General features: G+C 72.3%; 10 protein-coding genes. 3 read left to right on the plus strand and 7 right to left on the minus strand.

The annotated features are described in order from the left end of the window. Positions 1 to 8: 8 nt before the first annotated feature. The gene (locus tag ACTWP5_RS21770; protein ID WP_443222733.1) at positions 9 to 935 is read right to left on the minus strand and encodes a dihydrodipicolinate synthase family protein; all 927 of its coding nucleotides are present in this window, start codon (positions 933 to 935) and stop codon (positions 9 to 11) included. 178 nt (positions 936 to 1,113) lie between these two features. On the opposite strand from ACTWP5_RS21770, the gene ACTWP5_RS21775 reads away from it, so the two are divergent. Together ACTWP5_RS21775 and ACTWP5_RS21780 are read left to right on the plus strand one after the other, a co-directional pair. After that, positions 1,114 to 2,319 (plus strand): amidohydrolase family protein, encoded by a 1,206-nt coding sequence (locus tag ACTWP5_RS21775; protein WP_443222734.1) that lies wholly within the window; start codon positions 1,114 to 1,116, stop codon positions 2,317 to 2,319. 240 nt (positions 2,320 to 2,559) lie between these two features. Beyond that, positions 2,560 to 2,859: a WXG100 family type VII secretion target gene (locus tag ACTWP5_RS21780; RefSeq protein WP_443222735.1), complete on the plus strand. Its 300-nt coding sequence runs from the start codon at positions 2,560 to 2,562 to the stop codon at positions 2,857 to 2,859. 147 nt (positions 2,860 to 3,006) lie between these two features. Here ACTWP5_RS21780 and ACTWP5_RS21785 read toward each other — a convergent pair whose 3' ends face one another. From ACTWP5_RS21785 to ACTWP5_RS21810, 6 genes are all read right to left on the minus strand, one after another. Next, positions 3,007 to 4,584, minus strand: coding sequence for a hypothetical protein (locus ACTWP5_RS21785; protein WP_443222736.1), 1,578 nt, complete (start codon positions 4,582 to 4,584; stop codon positions 3,007 to 3,009). A gap of 99 nt (positions 4,585 to 4,683) precedes the next feature. Further along, positions 4,684 to 6,003 (minus strand): WXG100 family type VII secretion target, encoded by a 1,320-nt coding sequence (locus ACTWP5_RS21790; protein WP_443222737.1) that lies wholly within the window; start codon positions 6,001 to 6,003, stop codon positions 4,684 to 4,686. 208 nt (positions 6,004 to 6,211) lie between these two features. After that, entirely contained in the window at positions 6,212 to 7,006 is a 795-nt protein-coding gene (locus ACTWP5_RS21795; RefSeq protein WP_443222738.1) for a hypothetical protein, read from the minus strand. 70 nt (positions 7,007 to 7,076) lie between these two features. Further along, on the minus strand, positions 7,077 to 8,396 hold the full coding sequence (locus tag ACTWP5_RS21800; RefSeq protein ID WP_443222739.1) for a putative T7SS-secreted protein: 1,320 nt from the start codon (positions 8,394 to 8,396) through the stop codon (positions 7,077 to 7,079). Between the two features lie 18 nt (positions 8,397 to 8,414). Beyond that, complete coding sequence (locus ACTWP5_RS21805) at positions 8,415 to 8,708, minus strand: hypothetical protein (protein WP_443222740.1); 294 nt, start codon at positions 8,706 to 8,708, stop codon at positions 8,415 to 8,417. 151 nt (positions 8,709 to 8,859) lie between these two features. Continuing rightward, on the minus strand, positions 8,860 to 13,536 hold the full coding sequence (locus tag ACTWP5_RS21810; protein WP_443222741.1) for an FtsK/SpoIIIE domain-containing protein: 4,677 nt from the start codon (positions 13,534 to 13,536) through the stop codon (positions 8,860 to 8,862). A gap of 327 nt (positions 13,537 to 13,863) precedes the next feature. Here ACTWP5_RS21810 and ACTWP5_RS21815 point away from each other — a divergent pair, with 327 nt between their 5' ends. Further along, complete coding sequence (locus tag ACTWP5_RS21815) at positions 13,864 to 15,219, plus strand: TrkH family potassium uptake protein (RefSeq protein ID WP_443222742.1); 1,356 nt, start codon at positions 13,864 to 13,866, stop codon at positions 15,217 to 15,219. Positions 15,220 to 15,232: the final 13 nt, after the last annotated feature.

Below are 15,232 nucleotides of genomic sequence, written 5' to 3' on the forward strand. Positions count from 1 at the left end.
CGCCCGCCTCACCGGTACCCGGCGGCCAGGGCGGCCTCGGTCGCGGCACGGACCGCGGCGGCGTCCTCCTCGCTGAGCGGCGAACGCGGCGGGCGGCAGGCACCGCCGCGGCGGCCCGCGAGGTCCATGGACAGCTTGATGGCCTGGACGAACACCGGCTGGGAGTCCCAGCGCAGCAGCGGGTGGAGGTCGCGGTAGAGGGGAACGGCGCGGGCGAGGTCGGCGGCGTCGCCCGAGGTGGCCAGCCGGTAGAGCTCGACGCTGGCGGCGGGGAGGGCGTTGGGGTAGCCGGCGATCCAGCCGACGGCGCCGGCGATCGCGAGCTCCAGCAGGACGTCGTCGGCGCCGATCAGCAGGTCGAGGTCGGGCGCGGCCTCGCGGATCTGGTACGCCCGGCGCACGTCGCCGCTGAACTCCTTGACCGCGACGATGAGTCCCTCGGCGTGCAGGCGGGCCAGCAGCGACGGGCTGAGGTCCACGCGGGTGTCGTGGGGGTTGTTGTACGCGACGACGGGCAGCCCGGCCTTGGCGACCTCGCGGTAGTGCTCGACGACGGTGCGCTCGTCCGCGCGGTAGGCGTTGGGCGGCAGCAGCAGCACGCACTGGGCGCCGGCCTCGGCGGCCTGCTCGGCCCAGCGGCGGGCCTGGAGGGCGCCGTAGGCGGCGACGCCCGGCATCACGGTGAAGCCCTCGGGCGCGGCGGCGACGGCGGTGGCGACGACGCGGGCCCGCTCCTCGTCGCTGAGGCTCTGGTACTCGCCCAGGGAGCCGTTGGGGCAGACGCCGTCGCAGCCCTGCTCGGCGAGCCAGGCGACGTGCTCGGCGAAGCCGTCGTGGTCCACGCGCAGGCCGTCGTCGTAGGGCAGGGAGGTGGCGACGTTGACGCCGTGCCAGGGCCGACGGGCGTCGGCGTCTGAGGCGGGGGCTGCGGTCATGGAGGTCTCCTCGTTCTCGGTCTCGTGCGGTGCGCACGGGCGCGCGGCACGGGCGATCGGTGTGCGCGGGTGGGCGCGCGCACCTCCCACCCTCTCGCATGCTACATGTGACATATTACTGATGGGCATCGGCGCCCCACCCGTATCCGGACATCGCCCGGCGACGTACGGTGTGGCCGTGAGCGAGCTGACCATCACCAACGCCCTGGTTTTCGACGGCGTCTCCGAGCAGCTGACCGAGACCTCCCTGTACCTGCGCGACGGCGTCATCGCCGAGATCGACCCCCGCGTCACCCGCGCCGAGCGCGTCGTCGACGCGGCCGGGCGCACCGTCCTGCCGGGCCTGATCGACGCCCACTTCCACGCCTACGGCGTCTCGCTGGACAGCCTGGCGATCGAGACGAGCCCGCTGTCGTACCTCGCGCTGGCGGGGGCGCGGCGGCTTCGGCGCGCGCTGGCCCGCGGCTTCACCACCGTGCGGGACGTGGCCGGCGGCGACGCGGGGCTGGCCCGCGCCGTCGCCGACGGCCTGATCCCCTCACCCCGGTACCTCCACACCGGCCCCGCCCTCAGCCAGACCGGCGGCCACGGCGACGCCCGCTCCCCCGAGCAGACGGGCCTGTGCCTCCACGGCTCCCACATGTGCGAGGTGGTCGACGGGGTGGAGAACCTCCGCGTCGCGGTCCGCGAGCGGTTCCGGCAGGGCGCGCACGCGATCAAGCTGATGACCTCCGGCGGCGTCATCTCCCCCGCCGACCCGATCCGCCCGCCGCAGTACACGCCGGAGGAGGTCGCCGCCGTCACCGCCGAGGCCACGCGGCGCGGCTCCTACGTGGCGGCACACGCCTACTCGCCCGAGGCCGTCCGCCACTCCGTCCTCAACGGCGTGCGCTCCATCGAGCACGGCAACCTGCTGGACGAGCCGACGGCGGCGCTGATGGCCGAGCACGGCGCCTTCCTCGTCCCGACGCTCGCCACGTACGACGCGATGAGGCGGCGCGGCGCCGAGGTGGGGCTGCCGGACTTCGCCCGCGCCAAGAACCAGGAGGTGCTCGACGCCGGCCAGCGGGCGGTGGCGCTCGCGCACGCCGCGGGCGTGCCGGTCGGCTTCGGCACCGACCTGATGGGCGCGTTGGAGAACGACCAGCTGGCGGGTTTGCGCCTCCAGACCGAGGCGGCCGGCGTCCTGGCCTGCCTGCGCTCCGCCACCTCCGTCAACGCCCGCCTGCTGGGCCGGGACGACCTCGGCCGCGTCGCGGTCGGCGCCCGCGCCGACCTGCTGCTGCTCGACGGCGACCCGTTCGCCGACCCCTCCGTGCTGTGGGACGAGCGCCGCCCCCGCCAGGTCGTCCAGGCCGGCGAACCGGTCGCGGGAACGGGCTGATCGGGGCTCCCGGCGACCGCCACCGGAAACGCACGGGATTTCGCCAACAACGACCGCAACCGCATCTGCCGTTTGACCGTCTCTGCTACCGGATACGCGCGGGACCTCTGGGACGGACGCCCCTCCGTCGCTCACCGTGCGGATGAGCCTTATGGTTAGCCTCGAAGGCCTCAACGGCCGGAGGGGACCATCGGATTCAGCGGGGGATCCGACCTCCGCACGACTGGAAGGGAGGCATCCATGGCAGATATGGATGTCACTTATCAAGACATGCACGACGCGGGTGACCACCTCACCGAGGAGCACACCACGCTGGATGAGAAGCTCGAAGAGCTGAAGAACTACATCCGGGACCTGACCGAGAACGGCTACGTCACGTCGGCCTCGTCGGGCGCGTTCAACGAGGCCTACGAGGACTTCACCAACGGTGCCAAGCAGACGCTCGAGGGCATGACCGGCATGGCCCAGTTCCTGCACGACACCGCTGACAGCCTCCAGGAGCAGGACGAGGAGCGCGCCGCCGCCATCCGTGGTGGCTGACCCTCGCGGGTATCCCACGTCGTTCGCCTCGACACGAGGCGGCACCCGGCTGCGGGGCGCGGGCCTTCGGGCTCGCGCCCCGCAGCTGTGTCGTCTCCCGCGGCTGACGTCGTGTCCGGGTCCGTCGCGGGCGTTGCGGCGGCCCGGTCAGGCGCCGTGCGGGCCCGTGGGCGGGTCGTGGGGAGCGGGCGCGGGAGGCGGCGGCTGCGCGGGAAGCCGCACCGTGACGGTGCCGGCCAGCGAACGACGGAACCGGTGGCCGGCGTGGGTGCCCACGGCGACCGTGAGGACGAAGGCCGCGCTCAGGCCGAGAATGATCTGGAGGTACCCGGTCGGCGAGGGCTCGCTGAACCCGGTCCTGACCTCCCCCTCCGGATCGACGACGACCTCGGTCCGCTCCCCGACGCCGAGGGTGTCGGGACACCGCAGCCGCTCCGCCGGCCGCCCGCCGTCGAACTCCAGCTCACACCGCTGGTACTCCGGCAGCTCCTCGACGTCGACCACCGTGGCCTCGACCCGGACACCCCGCTCGGCGAGGACCCGCTGCTGCTCCAGCCGGAGGCCGGGGACGAGCACGCCGACCGCGAGCAGGAGCGCGAGCAGCGGCCACAGCGGGCGGCGGCGGTACCCGCCCAGCGCGACGACCACGGCGAGGGTGAACGGGATCGACACCAGCACCGCCACCTGACCGAGCAGCCCACCCGTGACGAGGATCGGCACCGCGGCCACCACGCCCGCGCCCAGCGCCAGCACCACCCCGGACGCGGCCCGGTGCCGCCGGTCGAAGGCGCCGCCCGGCGTCACCCGGGCCAGCAGGTCGGGCAGCAGCATCCTGCCGTCGGGGTCCAGGTCCGGCATGCTGCGACCGCTGCGGTGCCGCGTCCACGACCGCACGATCACGCCCTGCTTGCCGGGGCTTGGACGCCAACGGGGCGCGACCCGCCGCGCGCTCCCCGCCAGGCGGAACGCCTTCCACACCGCCAGCAGGCCGGAGGCCGCGAACACCCCGCCCACGCCCGCGACGATCAGCGTGCCGGCCGCGTCGTGCTCGACGCCGGAGACGTCGGCGTCGCCACTCGCCCAGGCCAGCAGGTTGACCAGGCCCACGACCAGCGCGGTCCCGCCGACGGAGGCCCACGCCGTGCGGGAGACGGTGAACGACGACGGCGTGTCCTCGCCGGGCCCGTAGCTCCGACGCCGGGGGCCGCCGCCCCCGGCCGCCCGCTGGCCCCGAAGGACCAGGGCCACCGTCTCCCACTCCCCCGGCGCCTCCTGGCCGCCGGGCGGTGCGGGCGGGCCGGGCGGTCGGGGGTCCGTGCCCGTCGCCTGCCGGTCGACGACCCGGCACCACGCGCGCAGCAGCCGCGTCAGCCTCCGCTGCGCCGACCAGCCCCGCACCACCGTCGCCGCCGTCCCCGCGAACACCAGGACGCCGAGCGCGAGGAACCCGTACCCGACGCCGTCCTCGCCGCCCTCACGCCTGGTCTCGTCCCAGGCGACGGCCGCGACGAAGACGGCCAGCGCCAGCAGCACGGTCTGGGCGGTCCGCCACAGCAGCCGCCCCAGCGAGAGGTCGCGCGCGAGGACCACGTCCAACGCCTCGGCACGCGCGGCCAGCACCGCCGCCCAGTCGGAAACCGGCGCACCCGGCTCGGGAGGGTACGGGGGCAGCGGCTGCTTCATCACGGCTCCGACGTCGGTGGTGCGGGCGGGTGGGGACGGCACGGGCGGGTGGCAGGGACCGTGATGGCAGCCTAACCACGGCCTCGTCCTGCGGCCCGCCGTCGACCCGGCCCTCCGTCCGGACTCCCGGCCGCCGGGGCGCTACCGCGTCCCGTAGGTGTCCGGGTTGGTTCCGAGGAGTCCGGCCGCCTGCTCCTGGTCGTCGGCCGTGAAGTTGTCCACGTGGTCGGATCCTGAGAGGCCGCCGCCGTTGGGGTCACCGATCGCGAAGGGACCGAAGGTCCCGTTGACGCCGATGCCCGTGAGGTTGCCGAGGTGGTTGCCCTCGGGGTTGAAGAAGGAGTTGTACGCCTCCGACGCCCAACTGGTGCCGGTGAGGGTGTTGTGGACGTACTGGGCGTTTCTGACGCCCTGGGAGAGGTAGGTGTCCGCGGGGCGGATGGAGAAGCCCAGGGTGCGCCAGGAGCTCATCGACTCCACCGTCCGCATGGCCGGTGCGGCGTACCGCGCCATCGCGAGAGCCGTCCCACCGGTGATGACGCCGACGACCGAGATCCAGACGCTCGGGCTCTTCAGGGCCTCGGTGAAGCTGCCGGTCTCGCCGACCTTCTGCGTGTAGGTCAGGACGAGGGTGATGAGGGCGAGGACGAACAGGGTGAGGAGGAAACCGCCCGCGAGGATCGACGCGATGCTCAGCACCATCATGACGAGGCCGAGGATGTTGTTGATGACCGACAGGATCGGGGCCAGCTGACCGAGGACGGCGATGATCGCGTCGCCGAGGTCGGCGATGAAGTCCATCATCGAGTCGACGAAGCCGGCGACCGCCTCCGCCATCCGGCCGAAGAAGCCCGGCTCGTTGGGCGCGATGTCCATCGCGTCCCGCAACTGGTCGGCGACGTCCCCCGCGTAGTCCTCGTAGTTCTCCTTGAGCGTCGTCGCGCGGTCGCGGAACTCCTGCAACGCCGCCTCGGCCACCCGGAAGTCCGACTCCGCGTCCCCACGGGCCTGCTCGTCGTCCTCCCGCTGCTGCCGGTCCTCGTCCGACTCGTCCTCCGGCGGGTCCTCGTTCCGCGTGTCCGGCGGCATCCCGTCCAGAAGCGTCTGCGCCGCCTCCATGTCCGCCTTCGCCGCCGCCGCGTCCGCCTCGATACTGTCCGCCGTCGCCTGGTCCTCCCGCATCCGGTCCAACCAGTTCGCCAACGCACGATGCGCATCACTGAACGACTGATGCGCGTCATCCACCTTCGGCCTCAGATCACCATCCAGAACCTCACGGAAAGCAATCGCCGTCAGCCCACGCCACTCCCCCTCGTCCGCCCCCGTCAGAACGGAACACACCTCCTCCAGACGGTTCGAGGTGTCCGAGAAGGCCGAGACGATGGCATCCATCGCGTCCGGATCACCCGGACACGGGATGAACCCCAACGCCGGAAAGTCACTCAGAGTCGGTGCCGTCATCCCACGTCCCCCCGTCGTCGACGCGCGGCGCCCACCGCCGCTCGTCCTTCGCGAACCGGTGTGTGGGAAAACACTATGAGCGACCGTGGCGCCCTGTCCCGGCCTTCGTCACAGTGTGGCCGGAATCCGACCACCCGGAGTGATCAACGGGGCGCGTGAGGAGCCGGGCGTGGGGTCAGGGGGGCGACCCCACGCGACGGTGGTGGTGTCACTGCCAGGGCGCGGCCGGCGGCGCTGCCGGGGGCGCGCCCGGCGGGAAGACCGTCGGGGACGCGACCGTGGCGGTGGCGGCGGCCGGCGGCGCCGTGGCGGCGCTCTGGGGCGCGGGCACCTGCCCCTCCGCGTTCTCACCAACCTCCTGGAGCGTCGAGTGACCGGCGATCTGGCCCACCAGCCATCCGAGCTGCGCGCACTGCGTGGGGTCCTGGGACGCGCCCATGACGAGGATGCTCCAGCCGCCCCCGCGCGGGCAGGAGATCGCGGCGGCCGTGCCGCCGTGCGTCATCGGACTGCCCGGCGCCCTGTGCTCCGCGGGCACCGGGGTCTGCGCCACGTAGCCCGCGCCGAGGCCGAGCGCCGTCTCGAACTGCTCGACGAACGCGTCGCCCTCGATGCCCTGCTCGAAGAAGCGCGAGAGCAGGGCACCGGGGTCGATGTCCTCGCTGAGCTCGGGAACCTTCACGAGGGTGACCATGATCTGCCAGAACACCGCCCCGCCCTCGTCGGACGGCGGGGCGACCACCATGCCGTGGGCGAGAAGGCCGGAGGCCCACAGCTGATCCCGCCAGGCCATCAGCCCCTCGATGGCCTCCCCCCTCGCCTTCGGCTCCATCTCGGGGAAGAGGCGCTCGATGAAGGTGGCGAAGTGCCGCCGGGACGCCTCGTCGTCCGTCGGCTCCTGGAGGAAGTTGAACCAGTCACTGGGAAGCTGGAGCAGCGCGGCCGGCGGGATCTCGTCGGGCGTCCGCTCCTCGGGCTTCGGCGCCGTTGTGGCAGAGTCCATGGCTGTTGTTCCTGTTCTGTCCCGTCTGTCCCGCCCGTGCTACGCGGCCCGACCCCGGGCCGCCGGGAGGCTACCTCGTGCTGTAGGTGTCCGCGTTCGTCCCGAGGAGTCCGGCCGCCTGCTCCTGGTCGTCGGCCGTGAAGTTGTCCACGACGTCGGAGCCGGAGGGGCCACCGCCGGAGGAGTCACCGATCGCGAAGGGGCCGAAGGACCCGTTGACGCCGATGCCCGTCAGGTTGCCGAAGTGGTTGCCCTCGGGGTTGAAGAAGGCGTTGTACGTCTCCGCCGCGTAGGTGAAGCCGGCCGAGGCGTTGTGGACGTACTGGGCGTTGGTGACGCCCTGGGAGAGGTACGTGCCCGCGGGGCGGATGGAGAAGCCCATGGTGCGCAACGAGCTCATCGAGCCCGCCGTCTGCATCGCCGGCCCGGCGTACCGCGCCATCGCGAGGCCCGCGCCTCCGAAGAGGACACCGGCGGCGGAGACCCAGACGCTCGGGCTCTTCAGGGCCTCGGTGAAGCTGCCGGTCTCGCCGACCTTCTGCGCGTAGGTCAGGGCGAGGGAGACGACGGCGAGGATGAACAGCGCGAGACCGAAGCCGGGGATGAAGAGCGCCACGATGCTCAGCACCATCATGACGATGCCGAGGATGTTGTTGATGACCGACAGGATCGGGGCCAGCTGACCGAGGGCGGCGATGATCATGTCGCCGAGGTCGGCGATGAAGTCCATCATCGAGTCGACGAAGCCGGCGACCGCCTCCGCCATCCGGCCGAAGAAGCCCGGCTCGTTGGGCGCGATGTCCATCGCGTCCCGCAACTGGTCGGCGACGTCCCCCGCGTAGTCCTCGTAGTTCTCCTTGAGCGTCGTCGCGCGGTCGCGGAACTCCTGCAACGCCGCCTCGGCCACCCGGAAGTCCGACTCCGCGTCCCCACGGGCCTGCTCGTCGTCCTCCCGCTGCTGCCGGTCCTCGTCCGACTCGTCCTCCGGCGGGTCCTCGTTCCGCGTGTCCGGCGGCATCCCGTCCAGAAGCGTCTGCGCCGCCTCCATGTCCGCCTTCGCCGCCGCCGCGTCCGCCTCGATACTGTCCGCCGTCGCCTGGTCCTCCCGCATCCGGTCCAACCAGTTCGCCAACGCACGATGCGCATCACTGAACGACTGATGCGCGTCATCCACCTTCGGCCTCAGATCACCATCCAGAACCTCACGGAAAGCAATCGCCGTCAGCCCACGCCACTCCCCCTCGTCCGCCCCCGTCAGAACGGAACACACCTCCTCCAAACGGTTCGAGGTGTCCGAGAAAGCCGAGACGATGGCATCCATCGCGTCCGGATCACCCGGGCACGGTATGAAGCCCAGGGCGGGAAAGTCACTCAGTGTTGGTGCGGTCATGTCAGCGATCCCCCGTCGTCACTGGTTGTTCTCGCGGAGCGCCTTGGCCAGGTCGAGGTCGTACTGCTGCCACGCCTGGATGAGGCCCGCCAGCATCTCGCCCGCGTTGGTCGCGAACTCGCGGATCTTCCCGATGCCGTAGTCCCACTCGTCGTCGAACTCGCCGAGCCGGTTGGAGAGCTCCTCGACACCCGCGCTCTGGGTCCCCCAGGAGGAGATCTCGTCGGTCGGGCTCTCCAGGATCTCGGTGATGTTCGTCAGGTTGCTGCGCGTGCGCTCCAGCATGTCGTAGTCGATGTACAGGTCACACACCTGAGGGCCTCCCCGTCCACGTAGCGGCCCCCAAGGCCGCCGGAAATACCATGAAGATCTTAGCCACACGGGCTGTCAAAAAGGCCCGTGCACACGTGTAGCAGTCCTGTCCCACTCTCGTCCCGCTCCTGTGTCGAACGGCCGGGTCCGGTCACCGTTCGGGGATCTTCACCGCGACCGGCGTGCCGTCTCCCAGGTGCAGGATGCCGCTGCCCGGCTGCACCTTGTCAACAGCCGCGCTGCGCGGCAGCTTCGCTCCGATCAGGTCGCCCTGGCGGTGGTTGCGCGGCGAGAGGAGCACGCCGCGGCGCGCCTTCTTCGCCTCCGGCTGCCAGCCGCTGACGCCGCCGCCGACCTCCTCGCCATCGCCCGCGAGCACGACCGCGGTGCCGCGCTCGGCGCCCCGGGTGATCACGGCCTTCAGCTCGTCGCTCGCGTCACAGCGCCGCAGCTCCTCCGCGTCGTCCACCATCACCACGACCGGGTGCTCGGGGGAGGCGGTGGCGGTGGCCTCGCGGACCTCGTCGGCGGTCAGCTTGTTGCCCGTGAAGACCTTCAGCACGCCCTCGCGGCCCTCCAGGCCGCGCAGCGGCGACTCCCGCGGGGTGGCGACGACGAGCCGCACGCTGCGGGCGAGGAGGGTGTCGGCGATGTTCAACAGCAGCGTGCTGCGGCCGGACTTCGGCTGGCCAGCGATCATGAACGCCCGGATGCCCTCGGCCAGGTCGGGGCCCATGCCGACGAGCTCGTCGCCGCCGACGCCGATCAGCGCCCACAGCCGCACCTGGTCGCTGGCCGGGTCCCGCATCTGCCAGGCGTCGGCCAGCGTGAGGCGGCTGGGGAGCACGTCGACCCGGAACGGGCGGCGGGAGCGCGGCACCGCCTCGTCGCGCCGGGTCGCGGCCTCCGCGATCTGCGCGATGGCCGCCGCCTGCGCCTGTCCCGTGAGGTCCTCGGCGAGGACCGCGACCTGCGCCTCGGTTCCGGCGATGGCCCGGTACATGCGGCCCGAGGGGATCTCCTCCGGCATCTTGCGGCCGTTGAGGCCGATCGCGCCGTAGTCCACGCGCTCCGAGAGCCGGAAGGTGAACTTCTCCTCGCTCAGGGAGCTGATCCGGCCGGTCAGCACGGACCGGTCGCCGGTGATGACGAAGTGCACGCCGACGCTCGCGCCCTCCCGCATCAGCTGGTACACGTCGTCGGTCAGCGCGCCGGTGTCGATCTGGCCGAGGGAGTTCGCCCAGCCCTCCCAGCGGTCGAGCAGCACGACGATGTGCGGCAGCCGGTCCTCGGGCGCGGCGGCGGCCCGCTGCTCGCTGATGTCCGCGAGCGCCCCCGCGGCGAGCAGTTCCTGACGGCGGCCCACCTCCTCGACCAGCCGCTTGATCAGCCGCTTGACGCGGTCCACCTCGTTGCGGCTGACGACGGCGCCGCAGTGCGGCAGGCGGCTGAGGATGTTCAGCGCGCCGTTGCCGCAGTCGATGCCGTAGAGGTGGGCGTCCTCAGTCCGCAGCATGCTGGCCAGCGAGGCGGCGATGGTGCGCAGCACCTGGGAGCGGCCGGTGCGCGGCGAGCCGCCGATGATCAGGTGGCTGAAGACGCGCAGGTCGATGGCGAGCGGCCGGCGGCTCTGGGTGTCGGGCAGGTCCTCCAGCGCGAACGGCACCGCGGGCAGGGTGCCGGCGGCGGAGGCCGGGGGCAGCTCGCCCAGCAGCACCCGCTCCGCCAGCGGCGGCAGCCAGGGGCTGTGCTGCTGCGGGATGCGCAGCGCGCGGTTGGCCTCGGAGATGGCGCCGACCAGCACCTTCAGGTCGGTGATCTCCTCCTCGCTGGAGTCGTCGCGCTTCGGCGGCTTGGGGCGGCTGCGGCCAAGTCCCGTCCAGTCCAGCCGCTGCGACCACGGCGGCGCCGCCGTCTGCGTGGACGTGCCGGGCCTGCGGCCACCGACGCGTCCCGACTGGAACGGCACCAGTGAGGCGGCGCCGAGGCGGGCGTAGGCCCGTCCGGGGGCGGACTTCGGGATGTGGGCGGAGTCGGGCGAGTTGATGACGTCGGTGGACTCGCTGCTGTCGGTGACGCGCAGCGCGATCCGGAGGTTGGTGTTGGCGCGGATCTCCGGGGAGACGACGCCGCCGGGGCGCTGGGTGGCCAGCAGCAGGTGGATGCCGAGCGAACGGCCTCGCTGCGCGATGTTCACCAGGCCCTTGACGAAGTCGGGCAGCTCGCGGGCGAGCGAGGCGAACTCGTCGATGACGATCAGCAGGCGGGGCATGGCCGAGTGGCGGCCCGGCTCACGGCGTCGCAGGTCCTGGTAGTCCTCGATGTCCTTGGTGCCGACGGCGGCGAGGATGTGCTCGCGGCGGGTGAGCTCGGCGCCCAGCGAGCGCAGGGCGCGCTCCACGAGGTGGTTGTCGAGGTCGGTGACCATGCCGACGGTGTGCGGCAGGTCGACGCAGTCCTTGAACGCCGCGCCGCCCTTGTAGTCGACGAGGACGAACGTCATGTTCTCCGGCGTGTTCGCGACGGCGAGGGAGGCGACGATCGTCTGGAGCAGCTCCGACTTGCCGGCGCCCGTGGTGCCGGCGATCAGGCCGTGCGGGCCGTCGCGGCGCAGGTCGATGCCGAAGTTCCCGTCGTAGGACTGGCCGATCATCGCCATCGTGGACTCAGGGCGCATCTGCCAGCGGCCGGCGACGGCGTCGCGGGTGGGCGGCTCCAGTTCGAGCACGTCCAGCAGGCGGCTGGAGCTCGGCAGCGCCGCGTCCTCGGACTCGCCGCTGATGTCCCGCAGCGCCGATATCGAGCGGGCCACGAGCTCGCACCAGCCGGTGCCGACCCAGTCGGGCCGCACGCCGCGCAGCCGGTCGGCGCCGGCCTGGTGCACCCGCAGCGTCTCGGGCAGCTTGACCTCGCCACCGCGCGAGCGGCGCGCCTGCGGCGCCTGGAAGCCGACGGCCGCCTGGTGGCGGGGGTCGCCGAGGAGGAAGCCGGTGGGCGGGCCGAACGCGGGCGCGCTCGGGGCCGAGTACCCGGGCCAGGCGCCGGCGTCGCCGGCGGTGGACTCCGCCGCGACGACCGCGCGGCACTCCTCGGGGAGGAAGCGGTCCTCCTCGTCGAGGCAGATGGAGAACATCGAGACCGCGGGGCCCTCGCGCAGCAGCCGGATGACGCCGGGCAGGGACCGCATGCGGCGCGAGCCGTCGAAGACGATGACGACGTCGGGCTCGTTGGCGAAGGTGGTGCGCGACGCCCCGCGCTTCTGCGACTCCTGGCGGGCGTCGAGCATGGCGATCAGCTCGGCGACGCGGGTGCCGACGGTCTCGGCCTCGGTGCCGACCATGATCGAGCTGTCCTGGCCGGAGTTGGGCCGCATGTGCGGCAGCCAGCGCACCCACTCCCAGTGCTCCTGGCCGGAGGCGTCCGTCAGGAGGTACATCTGGACGTCGACGGGGCTGTGCAGGCCGACGATCTGGCCCACGGCCCACCGGCCCATGGCCCGCGCGGCGCCGCCCGGCCCGGCGTAGCCGACGACGCCGTGGGTGCTGAGCGAGATGGTGACGGGCGCGTCGGGGACCTTCCAGATCACCGCGCGCTTGTGCTCGTCCTGGTCGGGGTCGTGGACCGTGACGTCGGAGTCGATGTCGAGGGTGCCCACCCGCAGCAGCAGGTGGTCGTCGTCGGTGCGGCGGCGCTCCCACAGGCGGGTGCGCGGGCCGCTGGCCGCGTTGAGGACGGTGGCCGGGTCGGGCGCGGCGTGGCGGCGGGCGAAGCTCTCCACGCGCAGCGCGTCCCCGGCGTCCTTCTCGATGCGGGCCTTCGTCTCGCGCCACTCCGCCATCTGCTTGGCGTAGCTCTTGCGGCCCTTCTTCTTGTCGTTCAGGTAGTTGCCGAGGATCATCAGCGGGCTGAGGAAGGCGATCAGCAGGAAGATCCAGCGGTCGCGGATGGCGGCCATCAACACGGCGCCGACGATGGGCAGCAGCGCCATCAGCCACGGGATCGGGCGCTTCTCCCGCTCGGAGGGCTCCCTGGGGAGGCGGAACTGCGTGGGGCGTTCGGGCGGCAGCAGCCGCGGCGGCCGGTTGTAGTCGAAGCCGGTGCCGTCCTCGGAGCGGCGCAGCGCGGCGTCGGGCGGGAAGTACGGGGTGAGCTCCAGCAGGGTGTCGCCGAGGGTGAGCTGGCTGCCGTAGGCCCAGGGCAGTTCGGCGGCCGGCTGCGGCACGCCGTCGAGCTTGATCTCGACGCCGGGCTGGGCGGTGACGGTGCAGTCGCCGCTGGCCTTCACCACGAGCAGGAGGGCGCGTTCGGGAACCTTCGGGTCCTCCAGCCGGATGCCGACGCCCTGGCTGTTGCCGACCTCGGTGCGGCCGACCCCGAGGCGGTGCACCGCGCCGGCGCCGTGGCCGCTGATGACGCGGACCTCGACGGTGCCGTGCGGCTCGGGCGGCAGGCAGCCGGAGGGGTGGTTGAGGCTGACGATGGCGCCCTCGCGCAGGGGGGAGTCGGCGAGGGTGAGCCGGGGGTCGACGAGCGCGCCGTCGACGTATATCTGGTCCTGGGCCTGCGCCTGGGCGGCCCAGCCGCCCTGTCCGTACCCGGCCTGCTGCCCGTACCCGGCCTGGCCGTATCCCGCCTGCCCGTACCCGGCCTGCTGCCCGTATCCGGCCTGTCCGTACCCGGCCTGCCCCTGGGCCGCGGGGGGCTGGCCGCCGACGTGTTGCCGTAGCTCGGGGGTGATGGCTCCGACGGTCGTCTGGGCATCGGCCTCGATCACGACGTCGGCGCGGTTGTTGGTGTACGGATCGACGACGGTCAGGAACAGCCGCACGACGCTTCCTCTCCCCCTGGCACACACCGGACTGGCAGTTGGCGCGCGAGATACTCGATAGTCAACAGTCAATCCTCAGACTATCCGCCCCCACGGCGGCCGATGCCGTCGTGTCCATGACTGTGTCCGTCTTGTCACGGTCGTCCTCTTGACGGGAGGCCGACGAGGGTGGGCGAGGGGGAAGGGACGCGCGACGCGTCCGGGAGAACCCGAGTGGCGGGGCCGGGGCGCCCGGGCGGGGCCACGTTATCGTGAGGCGGTGCGGTGGGGCCCCCTCCAGACTGAGGAGACCCGAGTGACGAGGACGGGATCGACGTGGCGCAGTGGGTGACGTCCTTGCGCCGGACGCTCGTCACGATCCACCCGGCCCGCATGGTGGTGATCGCGTTCGCCCTGGCGGTGCTCGCCGGCACCACGCTGCTCGCGCTGCCGCTCGCCACCGAGGACGGCACGACGCCGCCGCTGCTGACCGCCCTGTTCACGGCCACGTCCGCGATCTGCGTGACGGGGCTGGTGGTGGTGGACACCGGCACGTACTGGAGCGGCTTCGGCGAGGGCGTCATCCTCGCGATGATCCAGGTCGGCGGCTTCGGCATCATGGCGATGGCCTCGCTGCTCGCGCTGCTGATCGCGGGCAAGCTGCGGCTGCGGATGGCCCTGAACGTACAGGCCGAGACGAGGGCCGGTATCGGCGAGGTGCGCCGCGTGCTGGTGCGGGTGGCCGCGATCATCCTCGTCGTCGAGCTGGTGACGGCGACGATCCTGACGCTGCGCTTCTCCCTGGGCCACGGTCTACCCTTCGGCCGCGCGGTGTACGAGGGCGTCTTCCACGCGGTGTCGGCGTTCAACAACGCCGGGTTCGGTCTGTACACCGACAGCCTCACCTCCTACGCCACCGACCCGTGGGTGACGCTGCCGGTGGCGCTGTCGGTGATCCTCGGCGGCATCGGCTTCCCCGTCATCATCGAGGTGCTGCGCCACCGCTCCCGGCGGCGGAGAGGCCGGCGGGGCTGGTCGCTGCACCTGAAGCTCACCGTGGTGACCACGGCCATCCTGCTGGTGGCCGGCATGGTGCTGACGCTGTGGCTGGAGTGGGAGAACCCGAACACGCTGGGGCCCCTGGCCGTGGGCGAGAAGGCGCTCGGCTCGTTCTTCCACTCCGTAATGAGCCGCTCGGCGGGGTACAACGCGGCGGACGTCACGGCCATGGAGTCGGCGACGTTGCTGGTCACGTGCGTGCTGATGTTCATCGGCGGCGGCAGCGCCAGCACCGCGGGCGGCATCAAGGTCACCACCTTCGCCGTGCTGGGTGCCGCGATCATCGCCGAGGTGCGCGGCGAGCCCACCTCCGGGGTCTTCCGGCGACAGCTCGCTCCGCACGTGCTGCGGCAGGCCCTGACGGTGGCGCTGCTGGGGATCGGCCTCGTGATCATGTCCACGATCGCGCTCCTGGCGATCGTGGACGCGCCCTTCGAGGTGGTGCTCTTCGAGGCGGTCTCCGCGGCCTGCACCGTGGGCCTGTCGGCCGGGCTCACACCGGAGTTGCCGGGGGCGGGTCAGGTCATCGTCACGGTGCTGATGTTCGTCGGCCGTGTCGGACCGATCACCCTGGTGTCGGCGCTGGCGCTGCGCGAGCGGCGCAGGCGGTACCAGCTGCCCGAGGAAAGGCCGATCATTGGCTAGGTCCCCTGGTCGT

The organism is Streptomyces sp. 4N509B, from assembly GCF_052245655.1.
GTDB lineage: Bacteria > Actinomycetota > Actinomycetes > Streptomycetales > Streptomycetaceae > Streptomyces.

Excerpts from the sequence above, each read along its gene's own strand:
- ACTWP5_RS21770 (WP_443222733.1), bottom strand. The coding sequence starts at position 935 with ATGACCGCAGCCCCCGCCTCAGACGCCGACGCCCGTCGGCCCTGGCAC.
- ACTWP5_RS21780 (WP_443222735.1), top strand. The coding sequence starts at position 2,560 with ATGGCAGATATGGATGTCACTTATCAAGACATGCACGACGCGGGTGAC.
- ACTWP5_RS21790 (WP_443222737.1), bottom strand. The coding sequence starts at position 6,003 with ATGACGGCACCGACTCTGAGTGACTTTCCGGCGTTGGGGTTCATCCCG.
- ACTWP5_RS21795 (WP_443222738.1), bottom strand. The coding sequence starts at position 7,006 with ATGGACTCTGCCACAACGGCGCCGAAGCCCGAGGAGCGGACGCCCGAC.
- ACTWP5_RS21800 (WP_443222739.1), bottom strand. The coding sequence starts at position 8,396 with ATGACCGCACCAACACTGAGTGACTTTCCCGCCCTGGGCTTCATACCG.